At 48.7% G+C, this 20,867-nt stretch carries 17 protein-coding genes and 2 tRNA genes; 8 read left to right on the top strand and 11 right to left on the bottom strand.

Annotated features, from left to right (window positions below; all coding sequences use genetic code 11):
• Positions 1-40 precede the first annotated feature (40 nt).
• Positions 41-1,795, bottom strand: a complete 1,755-nt coding sequence (argS, locus tag ACSHWX_RS14050; protein ID WP_435668856.1) for an arginine--tRNA ligase — start codon at positions 1,793-1,795, stop codon at positions 41-43.
• A 42-nt stretch (positions 1,796-1,837) separates the two neighbouring features.
• On the bottom strand, positions 1,838-3,025 hold the full coding sequence (locus ACSHWX_RS14045) for a deoxyguanosinetriphosphate triphosphohydrolase (protein ID WP_435668855.1): 1,188 nt from the start codon (positions 3,023-3,025) through the stop codon (positions 1,838-1,840).
• Positions 3,026-3,126: 101 nt separating this feature from the next.
• On the opposite strand from ACSHWX_RS14045, the gene ACSHWX_RS14040 reads away from it, so the two are divergent.
• On the top strand, positions 3,127-3,477 hold the full coding sequence (locus ACSHWX_RS14040; protein WP_435668854.1) for a HesB/IscA family protein: 351 nt from the start codon (positions 3,127-3,129) through the stop codon (positions 3,475-3,477).
• A 75-nt stretch (positions 3,478-3,552) separates the two neighbouring features.
• Complete coding sequence (gene xth, locus ACSHWX_RS14035) at positions 3,553-4,332, top strand: exodeoxyribonuclease III (RefSeq protein WP_435668853.1); 780 nt, start codon at positions 3,553-3,555, stop codon at positions 4,330-4,332.
• Between the two features lie 6 nt (positions 4,333-4,338).
• Here xth and ACSHWX_RS14030 read toward each other — a convergent pair whose 3' ends face one another.
• From ACSHWX_RS14030 to ACSHWX_RS14005, 6 genes are all read right to left on the bottom strand, one after another.
• Positions 4,339-5,124, bottom strand: coding sequence for a tetratricopeptide repeat protein (locus ACSHWX_RS14030; protein WP_435668852.1), 786 nt, complete (start codon positions 5,122-5,124; stop codon positions 4,339-4,341).
• Positions 5,111-6,835 (bottom strand): dihydroxy-acid dehydratase, encoded by a 1,725-nt coding sequence (gene ilvD, locus ACSHWX_RS14025; protein WP_435668851.1) that lies wholly within the window; start codon positions 6,833-6,835, stop codon positions 5,111-5,113. Before ilvD ends, ACSHWX_RS14030 begins: the two co-directional genes overlap by 14 nt.
• 269 nt (positions 6,836-7,104) lie before the next feature.
• Positions 7,105-9,762, bottom strand: coding sequence for a valine--tRNA ligase (locus tag ACSHWX_RS14020; RefSeq protein WP_435668850.1), 2,658 nt, complete (start codon positions 9,760-9,762; stop codon positions 7,105-7,107).
• A gap of 123 nt (positions 9,763-9,885) precedes the next feature.
• Positions 9,886-10,899: a DUF2497 domain-containing protein gene (locus ACSHWX_RS14015; RefSeq protein WP_435668849.1), complete on the bottom strand. Its 1,014-nt coding sequence runs from the start codon at positions 10,897-10,899 to the stop codon at positions 9,886-9,888.
• Between the two features lie 128 nt (positions 10,900-11,027).
• Positions 11,028-12,374 (bottom strand): TolC family outer membrane protein, encoded by a 1,347-nt coding sequence (locus ACSHWX_RS14010; protein ID WP_435668848.1) that lies wholly within the window; start codon positions 12,372-12,374, stop codon positions 11,028-11,030.
• 181 nt (positions 12,375-12,555) lie between these two features.
• Positions 12,556-13,206: a protein-L-isoaspartate O-methyltransferase family protein gene (locus tag ACSHWX_RS14005; RefSeq protein ID WP_435668847.1), complete on the bottom strand. Its 651-nt coding sequence runs from the start codon at positions 13,204-13,206 to the stop codon at positions 12,556-12,558.
• A gap of 179 nt (positions 13,207-13,385) precedes the next feature.
• Here ACSHWX_RS14005 and ACSHWX_RS14000 point away from each other — a divergent pair.
• The 3 genes from ACSHWX_RS14000 (at position 13,386) to ACSHWX_RS13990 (ending at position 14,586) form a co-directional block, all read left to right on the top strand.
• Positions 13,386-13,459: transfer RNA gene (locus ACSHWX_RS14000), tRNA-Cys, on the top strand.
• 337 nt (positions 13,460-13,796) lie between these two features.
• Positions 13,797-14,402: a molybdenum cofactor guanylyltransferase gene (locus tag ACSHWX_RS13995; RefSeq protein ID WP_435668846.1), complete on the top strand. Its 606-nt coding sequence runs from the start codon at positions 13,797-13,799 to the stop codon at positions 14,400-14,402.
• A gap of 108 nt (positions 14,403-14,510) precedes the next feature.
• A tRNA-Asn gene (locus tag ACSHWX_RS13990) sits at positions 14,511-14,586 on the top strand.
• A gap of 18 nt (positions 14,587-14,604) precedes the next feature.
• On the opposite strand, the gene ACSHWX_RS13985 is transcribed toward ACSHWX_RS13990, so the two are convergent.
• From ACSHWX_RS13985 to cysD, 3 genes are all read right to left on the bottom strand, one after another.
• The gene (locus tag ACSHWX_RS13985; RefSeq protein ID WP_435668845.1) at positions 14,605-15,306 is read right to left on the bottom strand and encodes an SDR family NAD(P)-dependent oxidoreductase; all 702 of its coding nucleotides are present in this window, start codon (positions 15,304-15,306) and stop codon (positions 14,605-14,607) included.
• 102 nt (positions 15,307-15,408) lie between these two features.
• Positions 15,409-17,325: a sulfate adenylyltransferase subunit CysN gene (gene cysN, locus ACSHWX_RS13980; RefSeq protein ID WP_435668844.1), complete on the bottom strand. Its 1,917-nt coding sequence runs from the start codon at positions 17,323-17,325 to the stop codon at positions 15,409-15,411.
• A gap of 2 nt (positions 17,326-17,327) precedes the next feature.
• On the bottom strand, positions 17,328-18,242 hold the full coding sequence (gene cysD, locus ACSHWX_RS13975) for a sulfate adenylyltransferase subunit CysD (RefSeq protein ID WP_435668843.1): 915 nt from the start codon (positions 18,240-18,242) through the stop codon (positions 17,328-17,330).
• A 422-nt stretch (positions 18,243-18,664) separates the two neighbouring features.
• Here cysD and ACSHWX_RS13970 point away from each other — a divergent pair, with 422 nt between their 5' ends.
• From ACSHWX_RS13970 to ACSHWX_RS13960, 3 genes are read left to right on the top strand one after another with little or no spacing between them, the layout of a single operon-like run.
• Positions 18,665-19,714, top strand: a complete 1,050-nt coding sequence (locus ACSHWX_RS13970) for a cysteine synthase A (protein ID WP_435668842.1) — start codon at positions 18,665-18,667, stop codon at positions 19,712-19,714.
• Positions 19,707-20,453 carry an alanyl-tRNA editing protein gene (locus ACSHWX_RS13965; RefSeq protein WP_435668841.1) on the top strand — a complete coding sequence of 249 codons (747 nt, stop codon included), beginning with the start codon at positions 19,707-19,709 and terminating at the stop codon, positions 20,451-20,453. Before ACSHWX_RS13970 ends, ACSHWX_RS13965 begins: the two co-directional genes overlap by 8 nt.
• Positions 20,454-20,837, top strand: a complete 384-nt coding sequence (locus ACSHWX_RS13960; RefSeq protein WP_435668840.1) for a GFA family protein — start codon at positions 20,454-20,456, stop codon at positions 20,835-20,837.
• Positions 20,838-20,867: the final 30 nt, after the last annotated feature.

Here is a 20,867-nt window from a genome sequence, read left to right as displayed (position 1 = left end):
ACACTATATTCTATGCTGATAAAGCAGCATTGTGCCTGAATTATGATAGTTCTTCTGGCGCCGACACGCCAAGAATGCCCAAACCATTTCGCAATATTTGTCGAACTGCATTGACCATTGCGAGTCGCGCCAACGTTATTGTTCTATCTTCATGATTAATAAACCGTAACTTTGGCTCCTCTTTGCCTTTGGTCCAAAACGCATTAAACGCGCCAGCAAGTTCATGAACGTAGAACGCGACGCGGTGCGGCTCATGCGCAACGGCTGCTGAATTGATCACCCGTGGGAACTGTCCTGCAACCTTTAGCAACGTTAGTTCAGCGGGATGAGACAGCAAACTCAAGTCAGCTTTTAGTAGTGCAGCCGGGGAAATATCCAACTCTGGCACGTCCCTATTGGCATTTCTAAATGCCGAGCAAGCCCGCGCATGTGCATATTGAACATAAAACACCGGGTTTTCGCGCGTTTGTTGCGTCACCAGATCAAAGTCGAAATCAAGTGGCGCTTCATTCCGACGGAACAACATGATAAAACGCACGACGTCCGCTCCAACTTCGTCCACCAAGTTGGCCATGGTGACAAAGTTCCCGCTCCGTTTGGACATTTTAGCTGGCTGGCCGTTCCGCAACAAATTCACCAATTGGCAAATTTTAACGTCAACCTCGGCTTCGCCGCCTGAAACAGCTTTGCCGGCTGCACCTAGTCTTTTGACATATCCGGCGTGGTCGGCGCCCAAAACGACGATTTGCGCGTTAAACCCACGAAGATATTTATTGCGGTGATAAGCAATGTCAGCTGCAAAATAGGTATATGTCCCGTCAGACTTTACCAACGCACGATCTGTATCGTCGCCAAAGTCAGTTGCTTTGAACAAAGTTTGCTCTCGGTCTTCCCATTCTTCAGGCGTTTTGCCTTTCGGCGCTTCAAGGGTGCCTTGGTAAACCAAACCCTCTTCGCGTAGCCACGCTAGCGTTTTGTTGATATCGCCTTCATCGCCATGTAGCGTTTTCTCAGAGAAGAACTCGTCATGCTTTATGCCAAGCTTGGCCAAATCAGACCGCACCAGGTCCATCATAAGTTCAAGCACGATGGGCCTGATCGTCTTAATTTGAGCGGCTTCATCCATCGTCTTCAGCTTATCGCCGAACTGTTCGAGCAATGCCTGCCCAACCGGAACAAGGTACTTGCCGGGATACAATCCCGCAGGTATTTCGCCGATATCTTCGCCTAGAGCCTCCAAATAACGCAAGAATGCTGACTTAGCCAAAACCGTAATTTGGCCACCAGCATCATTAATATAGTATTCGCGAGTGATATCGTAACGGCAAAAATCCATGAGATTGGCAAGCGCGTCGCCAAATACAGCGCCACGTGTGTGTCCAACATGCAAGGGGCCAGTTGGATTTGCCGATACATATTCGACATTTACTTTTCCGCTTGGCTTGGCGTCAGGACGCCCATAGTCAGCGCCACTGGCGTTTGCGTCCGCAATCACCGATTGCCAGACGTCAGCACTCAGCGTAAAATTGATAAATCCGGGGCCCGCAACATCAATATTAGTCACTTGCTCGTCGCTCTCAAATTCAGCGACCAGTTTTTCAGCAATTTGCCGAGGATTTGATTTTAAAGTCTTAGACAACACCATTGCGGCATTGCAAGACAAGTCGCCATGGCTTGCATCGCGCGGAGGTTCAACCACAAATCGTGAGAGCGCCGCTTTGTCGTCGCTAAGTTCAGGATAGAGGTTGATCAACTTTTCTTCCACACGATCGCGGAAGACGGCAAATGCGTCCATTATGTTTTGTCCATTTCAATAATAACATGAATACTCAAGCGGTTACCGGAAATCCACGTCCGCGTCAAACAATCGGTTAAATGTGCTCGTGGCATATGGGTCAGTCATGCCAGAAACAAAGTCACTTACAGTGCGTGGGCGACCACCAAGAGGGGTTGAATTTGCAAGCTCTTCCCACTCTTCTGGCATCGCATGGTTTTCCATAAACGCATCAAACAAAGCACCAACGATTTTCTCACCTTGAATTACCGGATTCATAACCTGATCTGAACGATAAACATTTGAAAAGAGGAACTTTTTTAGCTCCTTTTCTTTCGCTGCCATCGGATCAGAAAATGAAATGAACGCTTTGTTCGCTAGACGAACATCTTCCGCATTTCGCGGTGCGAGTGCTGAGATTTGCGCGGTCGAATGATTGATAACGTCTTCAATCGTTCGCGTGATCAAACGTCTGATTGTCTCGTGGGACTGTCTATCGGCGCTAACATTTGGATATTTGCTTTGCACTTCTTTGACGATGTCACCGACAATCGCGACTTCGCGAAGTTGTTCCAAATTGAGCAACCCGGCACGTAATGCATCATCAATATCATGGGCGTTATAAGCGATATCATCAGCAATTGCCGCGGCTTGCGCTTCTAAACTGGCAAAACTGTCATAGCGCAAATCGTCAATGGCTAGTTTTTGATCAAGACCAAACGGCAAGCGGCGATCTGCCGGTTCTGTTCCACGCTCGATCAATGGACCATTGTGCTTGATGATCCCTTCCAGCGTTTCCCAAGTTAGGTTCAAACCATCATGCTCTGCATAGCGGTTTTCAAGTGATGTCACGACACGCAAAGCCTGCACGTTGTGATCAAATCCACCATACGACTTCATTTTTTCATGCAAGACACGTTCACCTGCATGGCCAAAGGGCGTGTGTCCCAAGTCGTGCGCAAGTGCCAAACATTCAGCGAGGTCTTCGTTCAAGTTTAGCGCCCGAGCAATTGAGCGCGCAATCTGAGAAACTTCTAGCGTGTGGGTTAAACGTGTTCTGAAATGATTGCCCTCGTGATGCAGAAAAACTTGGGTCTTGTGTTTTAGGCGTCGAAACGCGTTGGAATGGATGATCCGATCCCTGTCACGCTGAAATTCTGACCGCGTGGGACTATCACTTGTTGTGTGAAGCCGACCCTTAGATTGCTCCGCATGGGACGCATATGGCGCAAGCGCATTGTTGAGATGCATTTCAACTTTCCTTGTACCCTCTTTTCAAAGCGCTTTATGAAGCCTATCTATTAAGCAAGGCTTTTGAAAACGCCGTTTGGCGTAAGAAATAGGAAATTAGTATGTCAGATATTGCACCAGTAGCTGAAAAAGTCACTGTAACCGACAATGCGTTGACCCGGATTGAGGCGATTTTGACGAAACAAAAACCGGGCACTGTCCTTCGAGTGGCTGTTTCTGGCGGTGGTTGTTCAGGTTTCCAATATGAATATAACCTTGTTCAAGAAACGCCGACCGACGACGACCTCGTGCTGGGCCACGACAAAGCAACGGTACTAATCGATTCATTGAGCCTTGAATTTATGCAGGGTTCTGAAATCGATTTCGTCAATGATTTGATCGGACAGAGCTTTCAAATCAACAACCCGAACGCTGTTGCATCATGCGGCTGCGGAACAAGCTTTTCAGTTTAAATTTATATTGTTGCGCCATGGCTCACGCGTTAGCATGGGCCAACCTGACTCGGTGGACGAAAGTGCCCTTCAAACATGCAAGTAGCGACCTGGAACATAAATGGCATTAAGGCACGACTTAACGAAGTCGAGTATTGGTTGAAGGAAAACAAGCCAGATATTGTCTGTTTGCAAGAAATAAAAAGTATCGACGAGAATTTTCCGCGCGAAGTTTTCGAAGACCTTGGCTACAATGTGGAAACGCATGGACAAAAGAGTTTCAACGGCGTGGCACTTCTCTCTTTACATCCGTTCGAGGAGGTCAATCGCGGTCTACCCGGCGATGATAGTGACGAACAAGCACGTTTTATCGAATGCGTGATTTCTCGGCCAGACGGCCCAGTTCGAATTGCTGGGATTTATTTGCCAAACGGAAACCCTGTCGATACCGACAAGTTTCCTTATAAACTTGCGTGGATGGACCGGTTAATCGAGTGGACCAAAGATCGTCTAACACTTGAAGAACCGCTTATAGTGACCGGAGATTACAACATAATCCCCGAGCCGCTTGACACCCATGACCATGATGCATGGTGGGGTGATGCGCTTTATCGCCCCGAAAGCCTTGAACGTTTCCGCGCGTTGGCTGCATTGGGAATGACCGATGCGCTAAGAGCGACAGATTCAGAGCAAGCTTTTACATTTTGGGATTTTCAGGCCGGTGCATGGCGCAAGAATAATGGCATTCGGATCGACCATTTGATGTGTTCGCCCCAAGCCACAGATAGGTTGCAAAGCGTTGAAGTGCATAAAGATATGCGTGGCCGAGAAAAGCCCTCGGATCATGTGCCAGTTGTTGGACATTTCGACTTTTAGCGGAAACTATCCACCAAATCGAGCGCCAATACCGTCCGCCGCGCTAATCGCTCTTTGCCGTTCTTCGGGCGTCGCCACAGAAACGGCGCGTTCGTGTAGTTCTGCAATCCAGTGCTCGTCCTCGGTGCCGCCTGCATGACGGTCAGCAAGCGTTAGCCACATTAAACCTTCAACTGGATCGGCTTCAATACCTTCGCCGTTAAACATCAAGTCACCCAACGTTGCCTGGGCAGCTGGGTGGCCTTTTCTCGATGCAAGGGACAGCCAACGAGCGCTTTGCAGCGGCGAATAGCCAAACTCATTTTCGTCGAGATAGAGCTGACCCACTCTAAACTGGGCGTCAGCATCGCCAAAATAGGATGCTGCGTGCAGCCATAATTTGCGCGAAAGCATATTGTCAGCTTCTACCCCGGCGTCAGGCACGCCTTCGCGGTAATATTCGCCGACTTTGAGGAAACTTTGCGCAATAATATCCGCACCAACCGATTTTGGCGGTGTATCCGCGTGGCCATCTGCTAATTCGCGGAAATAGAGGAAGGCCCGGGCACGGTCTTGCCGCACCCCTTCCCCATTTTCATACATTGTCCCCAATCGCCAAAGCGCGATGGGTTGCCCTGCTTCGGCAGCCTCTTCCAAGGCTGCCAACAGGTTTTCGTTAGACACTTCTGCATCGTTTTCCCCGAAAAAAGAGGAAATGTCAGTATTGTCCTGTGCGTTGACACCACCTGCTAACGGCAATGCCAACATAAAGGCAACAAAACCGACGGCAATACGAATGCTAGATGTCCGCATAACACTCCTTCTCGCCCTTTGCGCCGGGATGAGTCAGTGCGCCATAACGCGCAGACCCAACGCCTTGGGCATATTTCCAAATGACACCGGAACCAAAATTGGTTTCGCGAGGCTGCCATTTATGTTTTCGGGCGCTCAGTTCTTCGTCAGAAAGATCGACTGAAATCTCGCCCGTATTCGCATTGATGGTGATCATGTCGCCATCATTCAACAACGCAATCGGGCCACCGATCGCAGCTTCTGGGCCAACGTGACCAATACAGAACCCACGGGTTGCGCCGGAAAAACGGCCATCAGTGATCAAAGCAAGCTTGTCGCCCATGCCTTGGCCGTAAAGCGCCGCAGTTGTTGCCAACATTTCGCGCATACCTGGACCGCCTTTTGGTCCTTCGTAACGGATAACAAGCACTTCGCCTTCTTTATAATCGCGTTTGGAAACGGCTTTAAAGCACTCTTCTTCACTATCAAAGCAACGCGCTGGGCCTGTAAATTCCAATTTGCTCATGCCGGCAACTTTAACAATCGCGCCCTCAGGTGCGAGATTGCCACGCAAACCAACAACACCACCTGTTTTGGTGATTGGTTTATCCGCAGGCCAAACAACATCTTGCTTGTCGTTCCACTTAACTTTTTCAAGATTTTCAGCAATTGTACGGCCAGTTACCGTCATGCAGTCGCCGTGCATAAAGCCATTATCGAGCAATGTTTTCATCAGCTGCGGAATGCCGCCTGCTTCAAACATGTCTTTGGCCACATAGCGACCACCTGGTTTCAAGTCAGCAATGTATGGTGTTTTTTTGAAAATTTCAGCAACATCAAACAGATCAAAATCGATGCCCGCTTCGTTCGCAATAGCTGGCAAGTGCAATGCAGCATTTGTTGAACCGCCAGAAGCAGCAACAACAGTCGCCGCATTTTCAAGCGCCTTGCGCGTAACGATATCACGGGGACGAATATTTTTCTTGATCAGTTCCATTACCTGCTCACCGGCAGTGTAACAGAACTGGTCACGAATTTCGTAAGGTGCTGGCGCACCAGCAGAATATGGAAGCGCCAAACCAATAGCTTCAGAAACTGTCGCCATGGTGTTCGCCGTAAACTGCGCACCACATGCTCCGGAAGAAGGACAAGCCACGCGTTCTAGTTCTTCCAAGTCCTCGTCAGAAAAGTCGCCAACAGAGTGCTTACCAACGGCTTCGAAAACATCTTGAACTGTAACTGGGTTGCCTTTGAAGGTACCTGGCAAGATTGAGCCGCCATAAAGGAACACGGACGGCACATTTAGGCGAACCATTGCCATCATCATGCCGGGAAGAGATTTGTCGCAACCAGCTAGGCCAACAAGTGCATCATAGCTGTGGCCGCGCATTGTCAGTTCGACAGAATCGGTAATCACGTCACGCGACACCAATGACGACTTCATGCCTTGGTGACCCATGGCAATGCCGTCTGTCACAGTGATCGTCGTAAACTCACGCGGTGTACCGTGCGCTGCGGCAACACCCTTTTTCACGAACTGGGCTTGGTGCGCCAAAGCAATATTGCACGGCGCTGCTTCGTTCCAACAGGTCGCAACACCGACGAACGGCTGGTGAATTTGCCCGCCAGTCAATCCCATTGCGTAATAATACGACCGGTGCGGTGCCCGCGAAGGCCCTTCGGTTACATGTCGACTAGGTAGATTTTTCTTGTCGATGTTGTTCTCGTCCACTGTTTATTCCTTCCAAGCATCATTGGCGTTAAACCGTTGACCTGTTTTACGTTGCCAACCACCTGATGCAAGGCACAATTGGGGCAAGACGTACGGTTCGCTGTGCGACTCGTTTGCTTGAGTGCAGCGCGCCATCCGCCAATGCCGCTGTTATCGTGGTTATGCATATGCAATGGGTTAAAAAAATGGCGACCACATCGTCATAATGTGGCCGCCAATCACGTTTGGGTGAATTGTTGCGAACTGTTGCAAATTTATAACAATTTAGATCAACCGAGGCGCGCTAGCGCAGCCTCAACGCGTTCTTTCTTTGCAATTGCATCATCGCGACGTTGTTTTTGATCGTTCACGACGCTTTCAGGGGCTTTGGAAATAAACTGCTCGTTGCTGAGCTTTCTATCAACCCCATCAATTTCCTTATCCAACTTGGCTAAGTCTTTGCCCAACCGCTCTTTTTCTGCGGAAATGTCGATGATACCTGAAAGGGGCAAACAATATGTCGCCTCGTTCAGCACCAACTGCGCAGCTTCATCAGGCACAGCATCCGCAAACGAAATATCTTCGATGCGTGCAAGGCGTTTGACCATCGCCGCTTGGCTATCAAGATGCAACTTTGTTTTGTCGTTTGCACCAACCACCACTAGTGGTGCTTTAATGCTTGCGGGTACATTCATTTCCACGCGAACGGAACGAATACCGGAAATTAGGTCGATCAGCCAACCCAACTCCTGCTCAGCTTCTTCGTCAACGAGCGCAGCCAATTGTGGCCACTCAGAAATAATCAGCTGTTTTTCACGTTTTGGACCCTGATGTGCAGTTTGAGCCCAAAGCTCTTCGGTCACAAACGGCATAAACGGGTGCAATAATGCCAAAATCTGATCAAGGGCAAACGCAGCCGTTGCCCGTGTTTCAGCTTTCAGCGCTTCATCGTCGCCGTTGAATACGGGCTTGGCCAGCTCCACGAACCAATCGCAGAAAGTGCCCCAAACAAAATCATAAGCCGCATTTGCAGACTCATTGAAACGGAAAGTTTCAATTGATTTCTCGACGTCGGCCACAGCTTTTGCCGTGCGGCTCAAAATCCACTTATTAAGGGCAGAGTTGACCGATTTGGGATCAAAACCCTCAACACGAACGCACTCATTCATTTCCAGGAAGCGGGCAGCATTCCAAATTTTTGTGACAAAATTTCGGTAGCCTTCAACACGAGATAATGACAGGCGAATATCTCGACCCTGCGCAGCCATCGCGGCAAGCGTAAAGCGAGTTGCGTCGGTTCCGTATTCGTCGAACAGTACCAATGGGTCAATTACATTGCCCTTGGTTTTCGACATTTTCTGTCCGTTTTCATCGCGAACAAGCGCGTGAACATAAACGTTTTCAAATGGCTCTTCGTCCATGAAATGAAGACCAAACATCATCATTCTGGCAACCCAGAAGAAGATAATGTCGAACCCGGTCACCAATGTGTTGGTCTGGTAATAGGTTTCGAGTTCTTTTGTCTTTTCAGGCCAACCTAATGTAGAAAATGGCCAAAGTGCAGACGAGAACCACGTATCCAGTACGTCTTCATCGCGAGTGATTGTAGTGGGCGCGCCATAATGGTCATCCGCAGCGGCTTGCGCATCTTCTTCGCTGTGTTCAACAAACACTTTGCCATCAGGGCCATACCATGCTGGAATTTGGTGACCCCACCACAATTGGCGCGAAATACACCATGGTTGAAGGTTCTCCATCCAAGCGTAATAAGTATTTTCCCAACTCTTAGGGACAAATTTGGTCCGGCCTTCTTTAACCGCCGCAAGAGCAGGTTTTGCCAGCGTTACAGCGTCAACATACCATTGATCGGTCAGATATGGCTCTATAACGACAAGTTTGGACTTTTCGTCATGCGGAACCGAAATCATTTTGTCTTCGATTTCAACAAGCACGCCAAGGGCATCAAGATCTTTTACGATTTGCTTGCGCGCATCAAACCGGTCCATGCCGCGATAGGCTTCGGGCGCTTCGTCGTTGATTTTGGCATCAGATGTGAAGATATTGATCTTTTCAAGATTGTTACGCTTACCAACTTCAAAATCGTTGAAGTCGTGCGCTGGTGTAATCTTAACCGCGCCTGATCCCTGCTCTGGGTCAGCATGCTCATCGGTGACGATTGGGATCTTGCGTCCGGTAAGTGGAAGGATCACCATTTTGCCAACAAGGTGGGTGTATCGCTCATCTTCAGGATGCACAGCAACAGCTGTGTCCCCAAGCATTGTTTCTGGTCGCGTTGTTGCAACGGTGATTGTTTCGTCACTACCCTCAATTGGGTAGCGCAAATGCCACATATGGCCGTTGATCTCGATGTTCTCAACTTCGAGGTCAGAAACAGCTGTTTGTAAGACTGGGTGCCAGTTTACAAGTCGCTTGTCCTTATAAATCAGCCCTTCTTTATGCAACTGCACAAACACCTTGAGAACAGCATCAGACATGCCGTCGTCCATAGTGAACCGCTGGCGCGACCAATCAGCCGAAGAACCCAAGCGTTTTTGCTGAGAGACGATGGTGTTGCCGCTTTTTTCTTTCCATTCCCAGACTTTTTCCAAGAACTTCTCGCGACCAAGCTCCCGACGCCCTGGCAATTGATTTTCCATCAATTGCCGTTCGACAATCATTTGCGTCGCAATACCCGCATGGTCGGTGCCGGGTTGCCAAAGAACATTCTTGCCGCGCATGCGTTCAAACCGCGCCAGCAAATCTTGAATGGTAAATGTAAGGGCATGACCAACATGCAAATCACCGGTGACATTTGGCGGCGGCATGGCGATGGTGTAACTCTCAGCGCCCTCTTTTGCGCCCGCGCCTGCAGCGAACAAGTTTTCGCTCTGCCAGCCTTCGTAAATCCGGTTTTCGACCTCTTTGGGGTCGTAGCTTTTATCAATCATGTGCATAGCCTTTGTCCGCCACGGCAACAAGGACTGCCCGCAGCTGAAAAACATTCAATCTAGGTGTAAAGCCAAGGGGACGCGCGCTGTCAACAGCGCGCGATCAAAATTCGACCAAATTGGCTATTTGTTGCCGCGCGAGACACGTTCTATTTCACGTTGAACCAATTTTTCGACCACGCCAGGCAAGTTTTCATCCAACCAACCTTTTAGCATTGGACGGAGCATTTCACGGATGAGGTCTTCAACCGTTTGTCCACTGCCCCCCATAAGCGTTAGTGCATCCAACTGTCCAAAGGCGCTTTTCGCGGCGGCCTGAGTTGCAGGCTCCAAAAGCTCATCACTCATTTCCGTGGTTAGTGATTTGTCTGGCAGCGGGCTTTGTGGTTCGTCAACTGGCTCTGGATCAAACGTCGCTGCATGCCCGATGTCAGGTGCTTCAGCAGGATGTACGGGATCTAATGTTGCTAGATCAACATTCCCAATCAACCCATCCAGATCATCTAAATCGGTAGATTCAATATCGGTATTATCAACTGTCGCTTCGGCTTCTTCATCATCGCTATCGCTGATGAAAGCAATATCGTCTGGCACGACCAATCCGACATCCTCAGATACATCCGCGCCAAATTCGTTGGCAAATTCTTGAGGGTCTGGCGCAGCGCGCATCAACCCGGCGTCGTCAGCAACGTCCGCCATGGCATCAATGGGTACAGAGTCAATCATCTGATCTTGGCTCAAAGCCAGAGGCATTTCCTCAACTGGCGCAGCGGGAGCAACCGAATCTACTAGCGCTGGCGTAGGCAACGGAGCTGGCTCTGCCATTTGTGCAGGTTCCGGCGCAGAAGGCATTGGCGTGGGTTCGATCATTTGATCTTGGCTTAGAGCAAGCGGCATCTCTTCTGCAGGAGCGGCTTCAACAGGAGTTGGAGCTGCTACTGGCGCTGGCTCCGCCATTTGCGCTGGTTCTGCAACTTCTGGTTCTTGAACTACCGCTTCAGCTTGCAGCGCAGCAGCTGGTTGCACCTGTTCCGCCGCCGGAGGCTCACTTGCAGCCGGCTCATCATCAGCGATTATCTGTCGAATAGACGACAGAATTTCATCCATTGATGGGTCTTTAGACGCTGGTTGATTCATCTTTGCCTCACAGTTGTGCGAAGCAACTTTGCATCAAAAAACACGATGCGATTCGCACTAGTTAAGCTTATTGTGCGCAAATTGATCGTGTTAGTCCAGTCGGACGACAAATCCGCGTTTTCCACCAGTTAGTTGGTTTGATCGCGAAGTTCACCCCAAATGTCTTCAACATTTGCCCGATACCCGTCCGCAGACTGGATCGACACAGGCAGGTGAAGCGAAGCTGCATCCAATTTTCCGGTTGCTGAAACAAGTGAGAACGCCGCCACGACCTTATTGCGTTGCGCGGTATAAAGCGCTTCTTTTGCGCCCGTCAATTCAGCACGCGCATTAAGCACATCAAGCGTTGTACGCTGTCCAACATTTCTCTCTTCAATCACACCATCAAGTGCGATCTGACCCGAGCGAACTGATGCGTTTGCTGATTCAATTAATGCAATGGACGTTTGAAGCCCGCCCCAGGCAGAAACAACTGACTCTTCCACTTGGTTCACAGTGTCACGCGCGTCTACTTCTGCGCGGATATGGCTAAGGTTCGCCTTACGTGCAGAAGCTCCAAGTGCCCCACCTTGATATATCGGAATTGCTAAGGTCAAACGAATGGAACCAGATGATCCGCGTGCAGCAAGGCCGCCACCACAGTCAATCGCACAAATTGAACCAATAAGGTCTATTGTTGGACCAAATGCGCGCAAAGCGGCGTCTGTGTTGTAACTTGCTGCTTCCACTTGCGCCTGAGCCGTTTTAACGGCCGGGTGATTTGCCTTGGCAGAATTTAGCGCTGCATTTAAGGATCGCGGCAACGCTTTGCCAAATTTGAAGTTAGAATTCAGGCCGCTAGGCTTCGTTCCCATCCACCGCACATAGGATGCCTGGGCGCTGCGCAGCGAATTCACGGCAGATTTGTAACTCGCAACGGATTGGGCCAATCGCGCCTCGGCCTGAGCGACGTCAATCTTCGTCCCCTCGCCAACATCTAGACGATTTCGAGCCGATGAAACTTGAGCGCGCAGGAACTTCACATTGTCGGCGCGCAGACTTGCAAGGTTTGTATCGCGCACAACATCCATATAGGCCGTCGCGGCTGCGAGAAGAACGTTTTGCTCAGTGTTACGTAACCCATGTGTAGCCGCATTAGCCAGAGCGCGGGCTTGGTCAATTTGAGCATTTGTTTTAAGGCCGTCAAAAAGCCTTTGATTGTATTGCAGGTTGACGCTCGTCGAAGTTGAACTGCTACTTGTTCCACCCAAATTTGCCCAGCTATATTGTGTTGTGGCGGAAAGGTTGACCTGAGGCCGCATTCCCGACTTGCGCAAAACAATATCTTCAGACGCTAACTTAACACTAATCAACGCGGCCGCCATCGCCGGATTGTTCGTGTAGGCCTTTGCCAAGGCATTCGTTAGGCTTTCAGCACTCGCAATGCCGCTCATAGCCAACGACACCGCCGCTGCTGCGATCAAACTTTTTTTCAAAAACACTACTCTTAACCCCGAACAATTCCAAGCGTTCACAATATGCATAAAAACACATAGAAAAGAAAATTAACTTTTCGTTAACTTGCGCATAAGTACCTGATTGTGTCGCGAACGCAACACCAACCTACACCCATTTGGTGTTCGACTGGAGTGTTTCAAGTCCGCTTGGTAAATAAACCTATAATGTGAATTCTGACTGCTTTGTGAAAGGTGACAAATGTGGCACAGAAGCATTGAAAGCTTCACGTCGAGACAGTCCGCCTTCCGATTTTGTGTATAGGATTGCTGTGTCTACACCGTCTAGTGGCTCCACACATACAATCCGTCCACCCATTGCGAGTTGCTGTTTAAGCTCATCCGAAACGAAATCGACTGACCCTTCAACGAAAATAACGTCATATGGCCCCTCTTTCGCGAACCCTGCGTTCAAAGCGCTCTGCATGACCGCAACATTTCCGATATCCAAATCAGCAAGCACTTCATTTGCAGTGGCTACTAACGTTTCGTCATCATCAATGGCCACAACCGAACTTGCAAGCCCAGCCATAATTGCGGCGGAATAACCACTGCCACAAGCAACATCCAAAACCACATCCGTTTTTTGAATATCCGCAAGTTGGATCATTTGCGCCACACGCATTGGCGAAAGCATCATGCGATTTGCGCTAAGCGATAAATGTTCGTCCAAATAGGCTAACGCTCGCAAATCAGCAGGAACAAAATTCTCGCGGGGAATTTCGCCCATGATTTGAATGATTTCAAAATCAGTAACTGAGTTTGGGCGAACTTGGCAGTCCACCATTGCTGTGCGCGCGCGCTGAAAGTCCATTTCACGTTCCTTTAGGTGTTGCACCTTATGACGTTCAATAACTTTCTATTTGGCGATATGCAAGCGAGGGAAAATTCAAAATTGCAGGTTTTTTTTCCTCAGATCGCCTCTTTACAAATTTAGTACCCAACAATTGCTTGAAACAGCTTTGTGTTTGGTATAGCAACGCAACTCATTGAGGCCACGTGGCGGAGTGGTGACGCAGCGGATTGCAAATCCGTGTACCCCGGTTCGATTCCGGGCGTGGCCTCCAAATAATCTAAATTTCCCTATTAAATCAATGCTACCCTGCACGTATGCATGCATTTTGTCCCGAATACATCCACCGGTTACAAAAGTAAAATCCTACGCGCCCTATTGGGTCTTGTTTGAACTGCGCGCAATCTTCCCAAGGCAGTAACGCTTTCTCCGATTAAGCGGCACAAGCCACGTCCATGCTGGTAGGGTTTCACAAAGCCCATGGCGTCACTTCCACCCAAAGAAGCAAAAAATGGGCAAGTGAGTCGTTTCAGGCGCCATTTCGTATACGCTCTTTTTAAAACTGTTTTGCTCGAATTGATTTAGCAGCCCTTGTCTGTCATTGAATTCAAATGAAAATATTTGCGACGATATTGGCTGGCGGCGGTGGAGTGCGCTTGGGTGGTGTTGATAAAGGCTCGCTCAGATTTAACGGGCGAACACTTTTGCAGCATGTGCAAAACCAACTCGGCGCTCAAGTTGACGGCATGGCAGTGTCCGTCGGGCATTCTGCTTCCCAATTGGCGATGCCCGGCTTGGAAATGCTCACGGACCCGTTTGATCCGCAAATAGGACCGCTGGGCGGCATTTACGCTGGTTATTTGTGGGCCAACAAAATAGTCACAGAGCACAGTTCCACCGCTCTTCTGATCGCCCCTGTAGACACCCCCAAATTCCCACAAACATTTTGCGATCATGCAAAGCCAATGCTTCAAAACCGAGATGTCATCGTTGCCCGCTATAGGGATCAGGAATACCCGACATGCAGCCTTTGGCGTTTGAATGCAGCTAAAAACATTGCCCAATCACGAAATGGAAATCCTAACAATTCAATCCGCAATTATCTCGACGGCCTAGATGTTGGATATTTGGATTTCACACCTATTTACGCAAAAAACCCATTTAAGAACGTCAACAAAATGAGCGACTTACTGACCCTAAGCACACCACAAAACTAATTTTTTGATCTAACATAAAAAAGTTCAAAAATTTGGAAAAAGGGGCTTGGCAAGCTCGCGCAAAACAGTTAAACCCCGTCTCACCTGATCATCAGGTTGTTGTGATGATCCTCAGTAGCTCAGTTGGTAGAGCAAGCGACTGTTAATCGCTTTGTCGTAAGTTCGAGTCTTACCTGAGGAGCCACAACCTTTCATCCAGACATCAATGTGGAATGATAGAACCATCATAAGCGAGCTGATGTCCGCTGTGATGTGGTTGAAGATTATCCAACACTCTTAGAATTTGGCGTGCCGCTTCCTCTGGCGTAAGTTTTTTATGTCTAGTTTGGTAATTCTGGGACAGTGATGTTTCAACGGTTCCAGGATGCACACTGACACAGACTGTTTTAGGTCTTGTGCGAGAAAGTTCAATTGAAGCTGTCTTGACGATTTGATTAAGCGCAGCTTTAGACGCCCGGTAACTCATCCAACCGCCAAGTTGATTGTCACCAATTGATCCCACACGCGCGCCCAAAGTTGCAAATATAGTTCGCTTCCCAGACGACAAGAGCGGCGAAAAATGTTTCAACAGCAAGGCCGGACCAATAGCGTTTACCGCAAAGTGATTTGCCATGTTCGTCAGGTTTACTTCTTTAAGTGACCGCTCCGGCGGGTGATTGTCAATTTCCAATGCGCCGGTGGCGTCAAATATCAAATCAAATTGGAGGCCCTCTTGCTTAAACTCATCCGCCAGATCTTGGATCGAGCTTTCATTGGTCAGGTCAAAGTTTGGATATTTTTGCCGTTCAACGCATTTCAAATTCGTACAGCCAGGGGTGCCCTGAAGTTCTTCAACTATGGCTGAACCAATTCCACCGTTTGCACCAAAAACAAGAGCTCGAAAATCATTTTCAAAGGTAATCATGTCTTCTCCTCGTACAAAGAATACGTCGAGTAGCCCCTTTCGGATGATTGGGGTGGCCAATGGCCACCCAATTCAATTTAAGATAAATATGTGCTTAGTCGACTAAAGCGCGCGGTATTGGTGCCCTTCGAACATTAAGTCATACAACTCGTTCGCCAATACAACTGGTTCTTTTTCAGCTGTATTGAGCGTAATATCGGCATTTTCTGGCGCTTCGAATGGTGAATCTAGTCCAGTGAAATTTTTGATTTCACCTTTCTTAGCACGGGCATAAAGGCCCTTTGGATCGCGCTCAGCGCAAACCTCAATCGGTGTATTCACATATGCCTCGATGAACTCGATGTCGCCGGCCACTTCCCTCGCCAGTTTGCGTTCGTTTTTGAATGGCGAAATAAACGACACCAACACGATAAGTCCGGCGTCGGCCATCAGTTTGGCCACCTCTGCGATGCGACGAATATTCTCGATACGGTCCTGATCCGTAAAACCAAGGTCTTTGTTGAGGCCATGACGTACGTTGTCACCGTCAAGAATATAGGTGTGCTTGCCTTCAGCGGCGATGCGCTTTTCTAATAGATTGGCCACCGTTGATTTCCCGGAACCAGAAAGGCCAGTGAACCAAACAATTTTTGGTGTTTGGCCTTTCATTTCTGAACGGGTTTTGCGGTTTACATCGAAATCTTGATAGGTCAAATTTTGAGCGCGGTTCAATCCGAACTCTACTGTGCCAGCGGCCAATGTCGCGTTGGACAGGCGGTCGATCAGGATGAACCCGCCAGTGGTGCCATTTTCGCCATAGGGGTCGAAAGCAATCGGCTTATCGGTTGAAAAGGTCACCGTGCCAACTTCATTCAGGTCCAGATGTTTTGTGGCACTTTGCTCTAAGTTATTGACGTTGGTTTTGAACTTAATGTCCGTGATGGTTGCGGGCACCAATTGGGTGCCTATTTTGATCAAATAGGAACGGCCAGCAATTGCCTGTTCTTCATTCATCCAAACCAATTGCGCTTGGAACTGGTTTGAATATTCAGGCACAACACCTGGTGCGGACAAAGTATCTCCGCGTGAAATATCTATTTCACGGTCCAACACAAGCGTAACCGCCTGCCCTGCAATCGCTTCATCCAAGTCACCGTCCATGGTAACAATTCGTGTGATTTTTGCAGGCTTGCGCGAAGCTGCAACCAACACTTCATCGCCCGGCTTAACGCTACCACCTGCGACAGTGCCCGAAAAGCCACGGAAATCAAGGCTGGCACGGTTTACCCATTGAACTGGGAAACGAAACGGTTTCTCCGTTTTGTCTTCTGTGACATCAATTTCTTCGAGATATGGCACAAGCTGTGGGCCGCGATACCAATCCATTGCCTCGCTTTTATTGACAATATTATCGCCTTTTAGCGCAGAGACGGGAATCGTTACAAGTGATTTGAAACCCAACTGACCAGCAAACTCGCGATATTCAGTTTCGATACGATCAAAGACCTCTTTGTCATAATCAACAAGATCAATTTTGTTGATCACAGCAACAACATGCTTCACGCCAATTAGCGACAGAATAAAGCTGTGGCGACGGGTTTGGGTCAACAATCCCTTACGTGCATCGATCAATACAATTGCGACATCTGCGTTGGAAGCACCGGTTGCCATGTTGCGGGTATATTGTTCGTGCCCCGGCGTATCGGCAACGATGAACTTGCGCTTATTGGTGGTGAAAAACCGATAGGCAACGTCAATTGTGATGCCCTGCTCCCGCTCGGCGGTCAAACCATCTACCAACAATGAAAAGTCGATGCCTTCGTCGCCCGTCGTGCGGTTATGGCTTTCCTTTTGCAAAGCCGCGAGCTGATCATCCAAGATAAGCTGGCTATCATATAGCAACCGCCCGATCAGTGTTGATTTGCCGTCATCCACTGAACCACAGGTCAAAAACCGCAAAAGGCTTTTGTTGGTTTGTTGGCCAAGCCAACTATCAACGTCTAATGCATTGTTTTTAAGAATATTTTCGGAAGAACTCATAATCAAAAATATCCTTCTTGTTTTTTCTTCTCCATCGACCCGGCTTGATCGCTGTCGATCAAACGCCCCTCCCGTTCGGAAGTCGTCGATGCGTTCATTTCCATAATGATTTCGGGCAATGTCGCGGCATCTGATTTTATCGCGCCGGTCAGCGGATAGCAGCCAAGCGTGCGGAACCGCACCATTTCTTCGCGCGGCACTTCGCCCACGTTCAACTGCAAGCGCTCATCATCGACCATGATCAATGTGCCAGAGCGTTCGACCACCGGGCGTTTTTTAGCCATATAAAGCGGTGGAATTTCGATACCCTCGGAATAGATGTAAGTCCAAATATCCAACTCTGTCCAATTGGACAGCGGGAAGACCCGCATGCTTTCACCCGGCGCTAAACGCGTATTGAACACGCGCCAAAGTTCTGGCCGTTGGTTTTTCGGGTCCCATGCGTGCTGGGCATTACGGTGTGAAAAGATGCGCTCTTTCGCGCGAGATTTTTCCTCGTCCCGTCGCGCACCGCCAATAGCTGCATCATATTGGCCAGCGTTCAGCGCCTGCCGCAATGCGACGGTTTTCATGATATCGGTGTATCGCGAAGAGCCATGATCGAATGGGTTGATGTTGTCCGCTTTACCCTCGGGATTGGTGTGGGTAATTAGATTAAAACCATGTTGCTCAGCCATCCTATCACGAAACGCGATCATTTCCTTGAACTTCCATGTCGTATCGACGTGCAGCAAAGGAAATGGAATTCTGGACGGGAAAAACGCCTTACGCGCCAGATGCAGCAATACGCTGGAATCTTTGCCAATCGAATACATCATCACTGGCCGCTCAAAGCTGGATGCAACTTCGCGAAATATCTCAATACTCTCTGCTTCAAGCGCTTGAAGATGGGAAAGTGTTTTTTGTGTGGCCGACATGATGGCTCCGAAAGGGCTTATGAACTTGGCGTTTAAAATAGGCTGTGCGACCTGCCAAAACAATCTTATAAATCAGTACTTTACCCGTATAAGTCAGAGATTTTGTGAATATGGAATTCTGTAAACATCCATATTTGCGCCCATGGCAAATGGTAAAATCTGATTGTCTCGATTGAAGAATTTGAAGCAAAGTTTTTCACTTCGCATTCCACTGGCCCTATCAAATCCCATCGGACGGGCGGGTATGTCACTGTGCCTTAACCGTTGATTTGGAGAAATCCATTCGCCGCAAATTCGCAAATGCTAGATCGGTTTGCTGTCAATTTTCCATATCGGGAAAAGCCTTTGTTTTTCACCGATTTATGGCTTGAGAAACCGTGACTTGAGACTTAATATTTAGCCAACATCAAAAGGAATGAATTATGACGAAGCACAGAAGCGTTTTGGACGCAATTGGCAACACGCCCCTTATTCGGCTCAATGCTGTTTCTGAGGCGACAGGCTGTGAAATTTTGGGCAAGGCTGAATTCTTAAATCCCGGTCAATCCGTAAAAGACCGCGCTGCGCTTTACATTATTCGCGATGCTGAAAAGCGCGGCCTTTTGCGCCCTGGCGCGACAATTGTTGAAGGCACAGCCGGCAATACGGGTATTGGGCTATCAATGGTTGCTAATGCACTGGGGTACAAGTCAGTCATCGTTATTCCTGAAACACAAAGCAAAGAGAAAAAAGACAGCATTCGACTTGCTGGCGCAACACTTATTGAAGTGCCTGCCAAACCCTATAAGAACCCGAACAATTACGTGAAACTATCGGGCCGTCTTGCAGAACATCTCAATAAAGTGCTGCCTGAGGGCGCTGTTTGGGCGCAACAGTTCGACAATGTTGCCAACCGACAGGCCCATATAGAAACTACCGGCCCCGAAATTTTTGAACAAACTGACGGCAAAGTCGACGGCTTTATTTGTGCGGTTGGTTCCGGCGGCACCTTAGCTGGCGTTGCCCACGCCCTAAAGGAGCGCAACAAGGACATTCAGATCGGTATTGCTGATCCAGAAGGCGCTGCGCTTTACAGCTATTATAAAACGGGTGAATTCGCCTCAACTGGGTCGTCAATCACCGAAGGCATTGGCCAAGGGCGCATCACCGCGAACTTGGAAGGGCTAACACCCGACCACGCCTATCAAATTTCAGATGCTGAGGCCCTGCCCTATATCTACGATTTGCTTGCCCATGAAGGCCTATGCCTTGGTGGTTCAAGTGCAATCAACATTGCAGGCGCTGTTAAACTGGCGAAAGAATTGGGTCCGGGCAAAACTATTGTGACTATTCTCTGCGATTACGGAAATCGCTATCAAACAAAGCTCTTCAATAAAGACTTCTTGAACTCCAAGGGCTTGCCAGTACCTGCCTTTTTGGACAACAGTTTGGATATTGATATTCAAGCTGTATTGGCAAGTGATGATGGATAACGGTTCAAACCGCACAGAGTTTCTTTTTCGTAGCGATAGCTATTTAAATGCAGTTGCCGGCAAGGTCGTTGAAGTAAACGAGCTTGGCGGCATTTTGTTGGACCGCACAAATTTTTACGCCACCTCTGGCGGCCAACCCGGCGATATCGGTTTCTTAGAAACGGCGTCTGGTGACAAAATCAAAATCGCCACCACCATTCATCCAGACGGCGATAAAAACCTGATCGTACATGTCCCGACCGATGGACAGGATCTACCCAACGTTGGTGACGAAGTCACTTGTCACATTGATTGGGAAAATCGCTACAAGCTGATGCGTATGCACACGGCTCTGCACTTGCTGTCTGTCGTCATTCCCCTGCCGGTAACTGGCGGTTCAATCGGCGCTGAAAAGGGCCGATTGGATTTTCAAATGCCCGAACCGCCTGAGGATAAAGAGGCATTAGCGGCACAGCTTAACGCACTAATTGAGCGTGAACTCGACGTGACCGAGGAGTGGATCACAGAAGCAGAGCTTGATGCCAACCCAGACCTTGTGAAAACCATGGCCGTAAAACCGCCCGTCGGTCAGGGCAAAATTCGCATGATTAGAATAAGCGATGGCGCTGAAACCGTGGATTGGCAACCATGTGGTGGCACCCATGTTGCGAACACGCGGGAAATTGGCCGCATGCGATTTGGCAAGGTTGAGAAAAAGGGCAAGATCAACCGACGCGTCGCCATTCATTTTGATAGCTAGATGGAAAAGCAATATAAAGGCGCCTGTCATTGTGGCACCGTTCGGTTTAGAATTTCTAGCGCACTTGATCATGTAACTTCTTGCGACTGTTCATTATGCGTAAAAAAGAACGCGGTAATGACCGCTGTTCACGAGACAAAATTTGAACTTTTATCCGGCGAAGATGCATTAAGTTGCTACACTTGGAACACGAAAGTCGCACAGCACTATTTTTGCTCAAAATGCGGCATCTATACATTTCATCGAAAGCGGTCAATGCCTGATCATTTTGGGGTAAATTTGCACTGCCTTGAAGACTTGGATGTAAACGCTCTGAAAATTAAAAAGGTCGATGGTATCTCTATGAGTTTGGTTCACGAAAGTTCCAATGGAGACGATCAATAAAGAACCCCATAAACCCAATTGATGATGAAG

It is taken from the genome of Maritalea sp. (genome assembly GCF_051251695.1).
In the GTDB taxonomy this organism is placed as follows: domain Bacteria; phylum Pseudomonadota; class Alphaproteobacteria; order Rhizobiales; family Devosiaceae; genus Maritalea.
This window is presented reverse-complemented; position numbering and strand designations above follow the sequence as displayed.

Excerpts from the sequence above, each read along its gene's own strand:
- argS (WP_435668856.1), bottom strand. The coding sequence starts at position 1,795 with ATGGACGCATTTGCCGTCTTCCGCGATCGTGTGGAAGAAAAGTTGATC.
- ACSHWX_RS14045 (WP_435668855.1), bottom strand. The coding sequence starts at position 3,025 with ATGCATCTCAACAATGCGCTTGCGCCATATGCGTCCCATGCGGAGCAA.
- ACSHWX_RS14040 (WP_435668854.1), top strand. The coding sequence starts at position 3,127 with ATGTCAGATATTGCACCAGTAGCTGAAAAAGTCACTGTAACCGACAAT.
- xth (WP_435668853.1), top strand. The coding sequence starts at position 3,553 with ATGCAAGTAGCGACCTGGAACATAAATGGCATTAAGGCACGACTTAAC.
- ACSHWX_RS14030 (WP_435668852.1), bottom strand. The coding sequence starts at position 5,124 with ATGCGGACATCTAGCATTCGTATTGCCGTCGGTTTTGTTGCCTTTATG.
- ACSHWX_RS14020 (WP_435668850.1), bottom strand. The coding sequence starts at position 9,762 with ATGATTGATAAAAGCTACGACCCCAAAGAGGTCGAAAACCGGATTTAC.
- ACSHWX_RS14015 (WP_435668849.1), bottom strand. The coding sequence starts at position 10,899 with ATGAATCAACCAGCGTCTAAAGACCCATCAATGGATGAAATTCTGTCG.
- ACSHWX_RS14005 (WP_435668847.1), bottom strand. The coding sequence starts at position 13,206 with ATGGACTTTCAGCGCGCGCGCACAGCAATGGTGGACTGCCAAGTTCGC.
- ACSHWX_RS13995 (WP_435668846.1), top strand. The coding sequence starts at position 13,797 with ATGAAAATATTTGCGACGATATTGGCTGGCGGCGGTGGAGTGCGCTTG.
- ACSHWX_RS13985 (WP_435668845.1), bottom strand. The coding sequence starts at position 15,306 with ATGATTACCTTTGAAAATGATTTTCGAGCTCTTGTTTTTGGTGCAAAC.
- cysN (WP_435668844.1), bottom strand. The coding sequence starts at position 17,325 with ATGAGTTCTTCCGAAAATATTCTTAAAAACAATGCATTAGACGTTGAT.
- cysD (WP_435668843.1), bottom strand. The coding sequence starts at position 18,242 with ATGTCGGCCACACAAAAAACACTTTCCCATCTTCAAGCGCTTGAAGCA.
- ACSHWX_RS13970 (WP_435668842.1), top strand. The coding sequence starts at position 18,665 with ATGACGAAGCACAGAAGCGTTTTGGACGCAATTGGCAACACGCCCCTT.
- ACSHWX_RS13965 (WP_435668841.1), top strand. The coding sequence starts at position 19,707 with ATGGATAACGGTTCAAACCGCACAGAGTTTCTTTTTCGTAGCGATAGC.
- ACSHWX_RS13960 (WP_435668840.1), top strand. The coding sequence starts at position 20,454 with ATGGAAAAGCAATATAAAGGCGCCTGTCATTGTGGCACCGTTCGGTTT.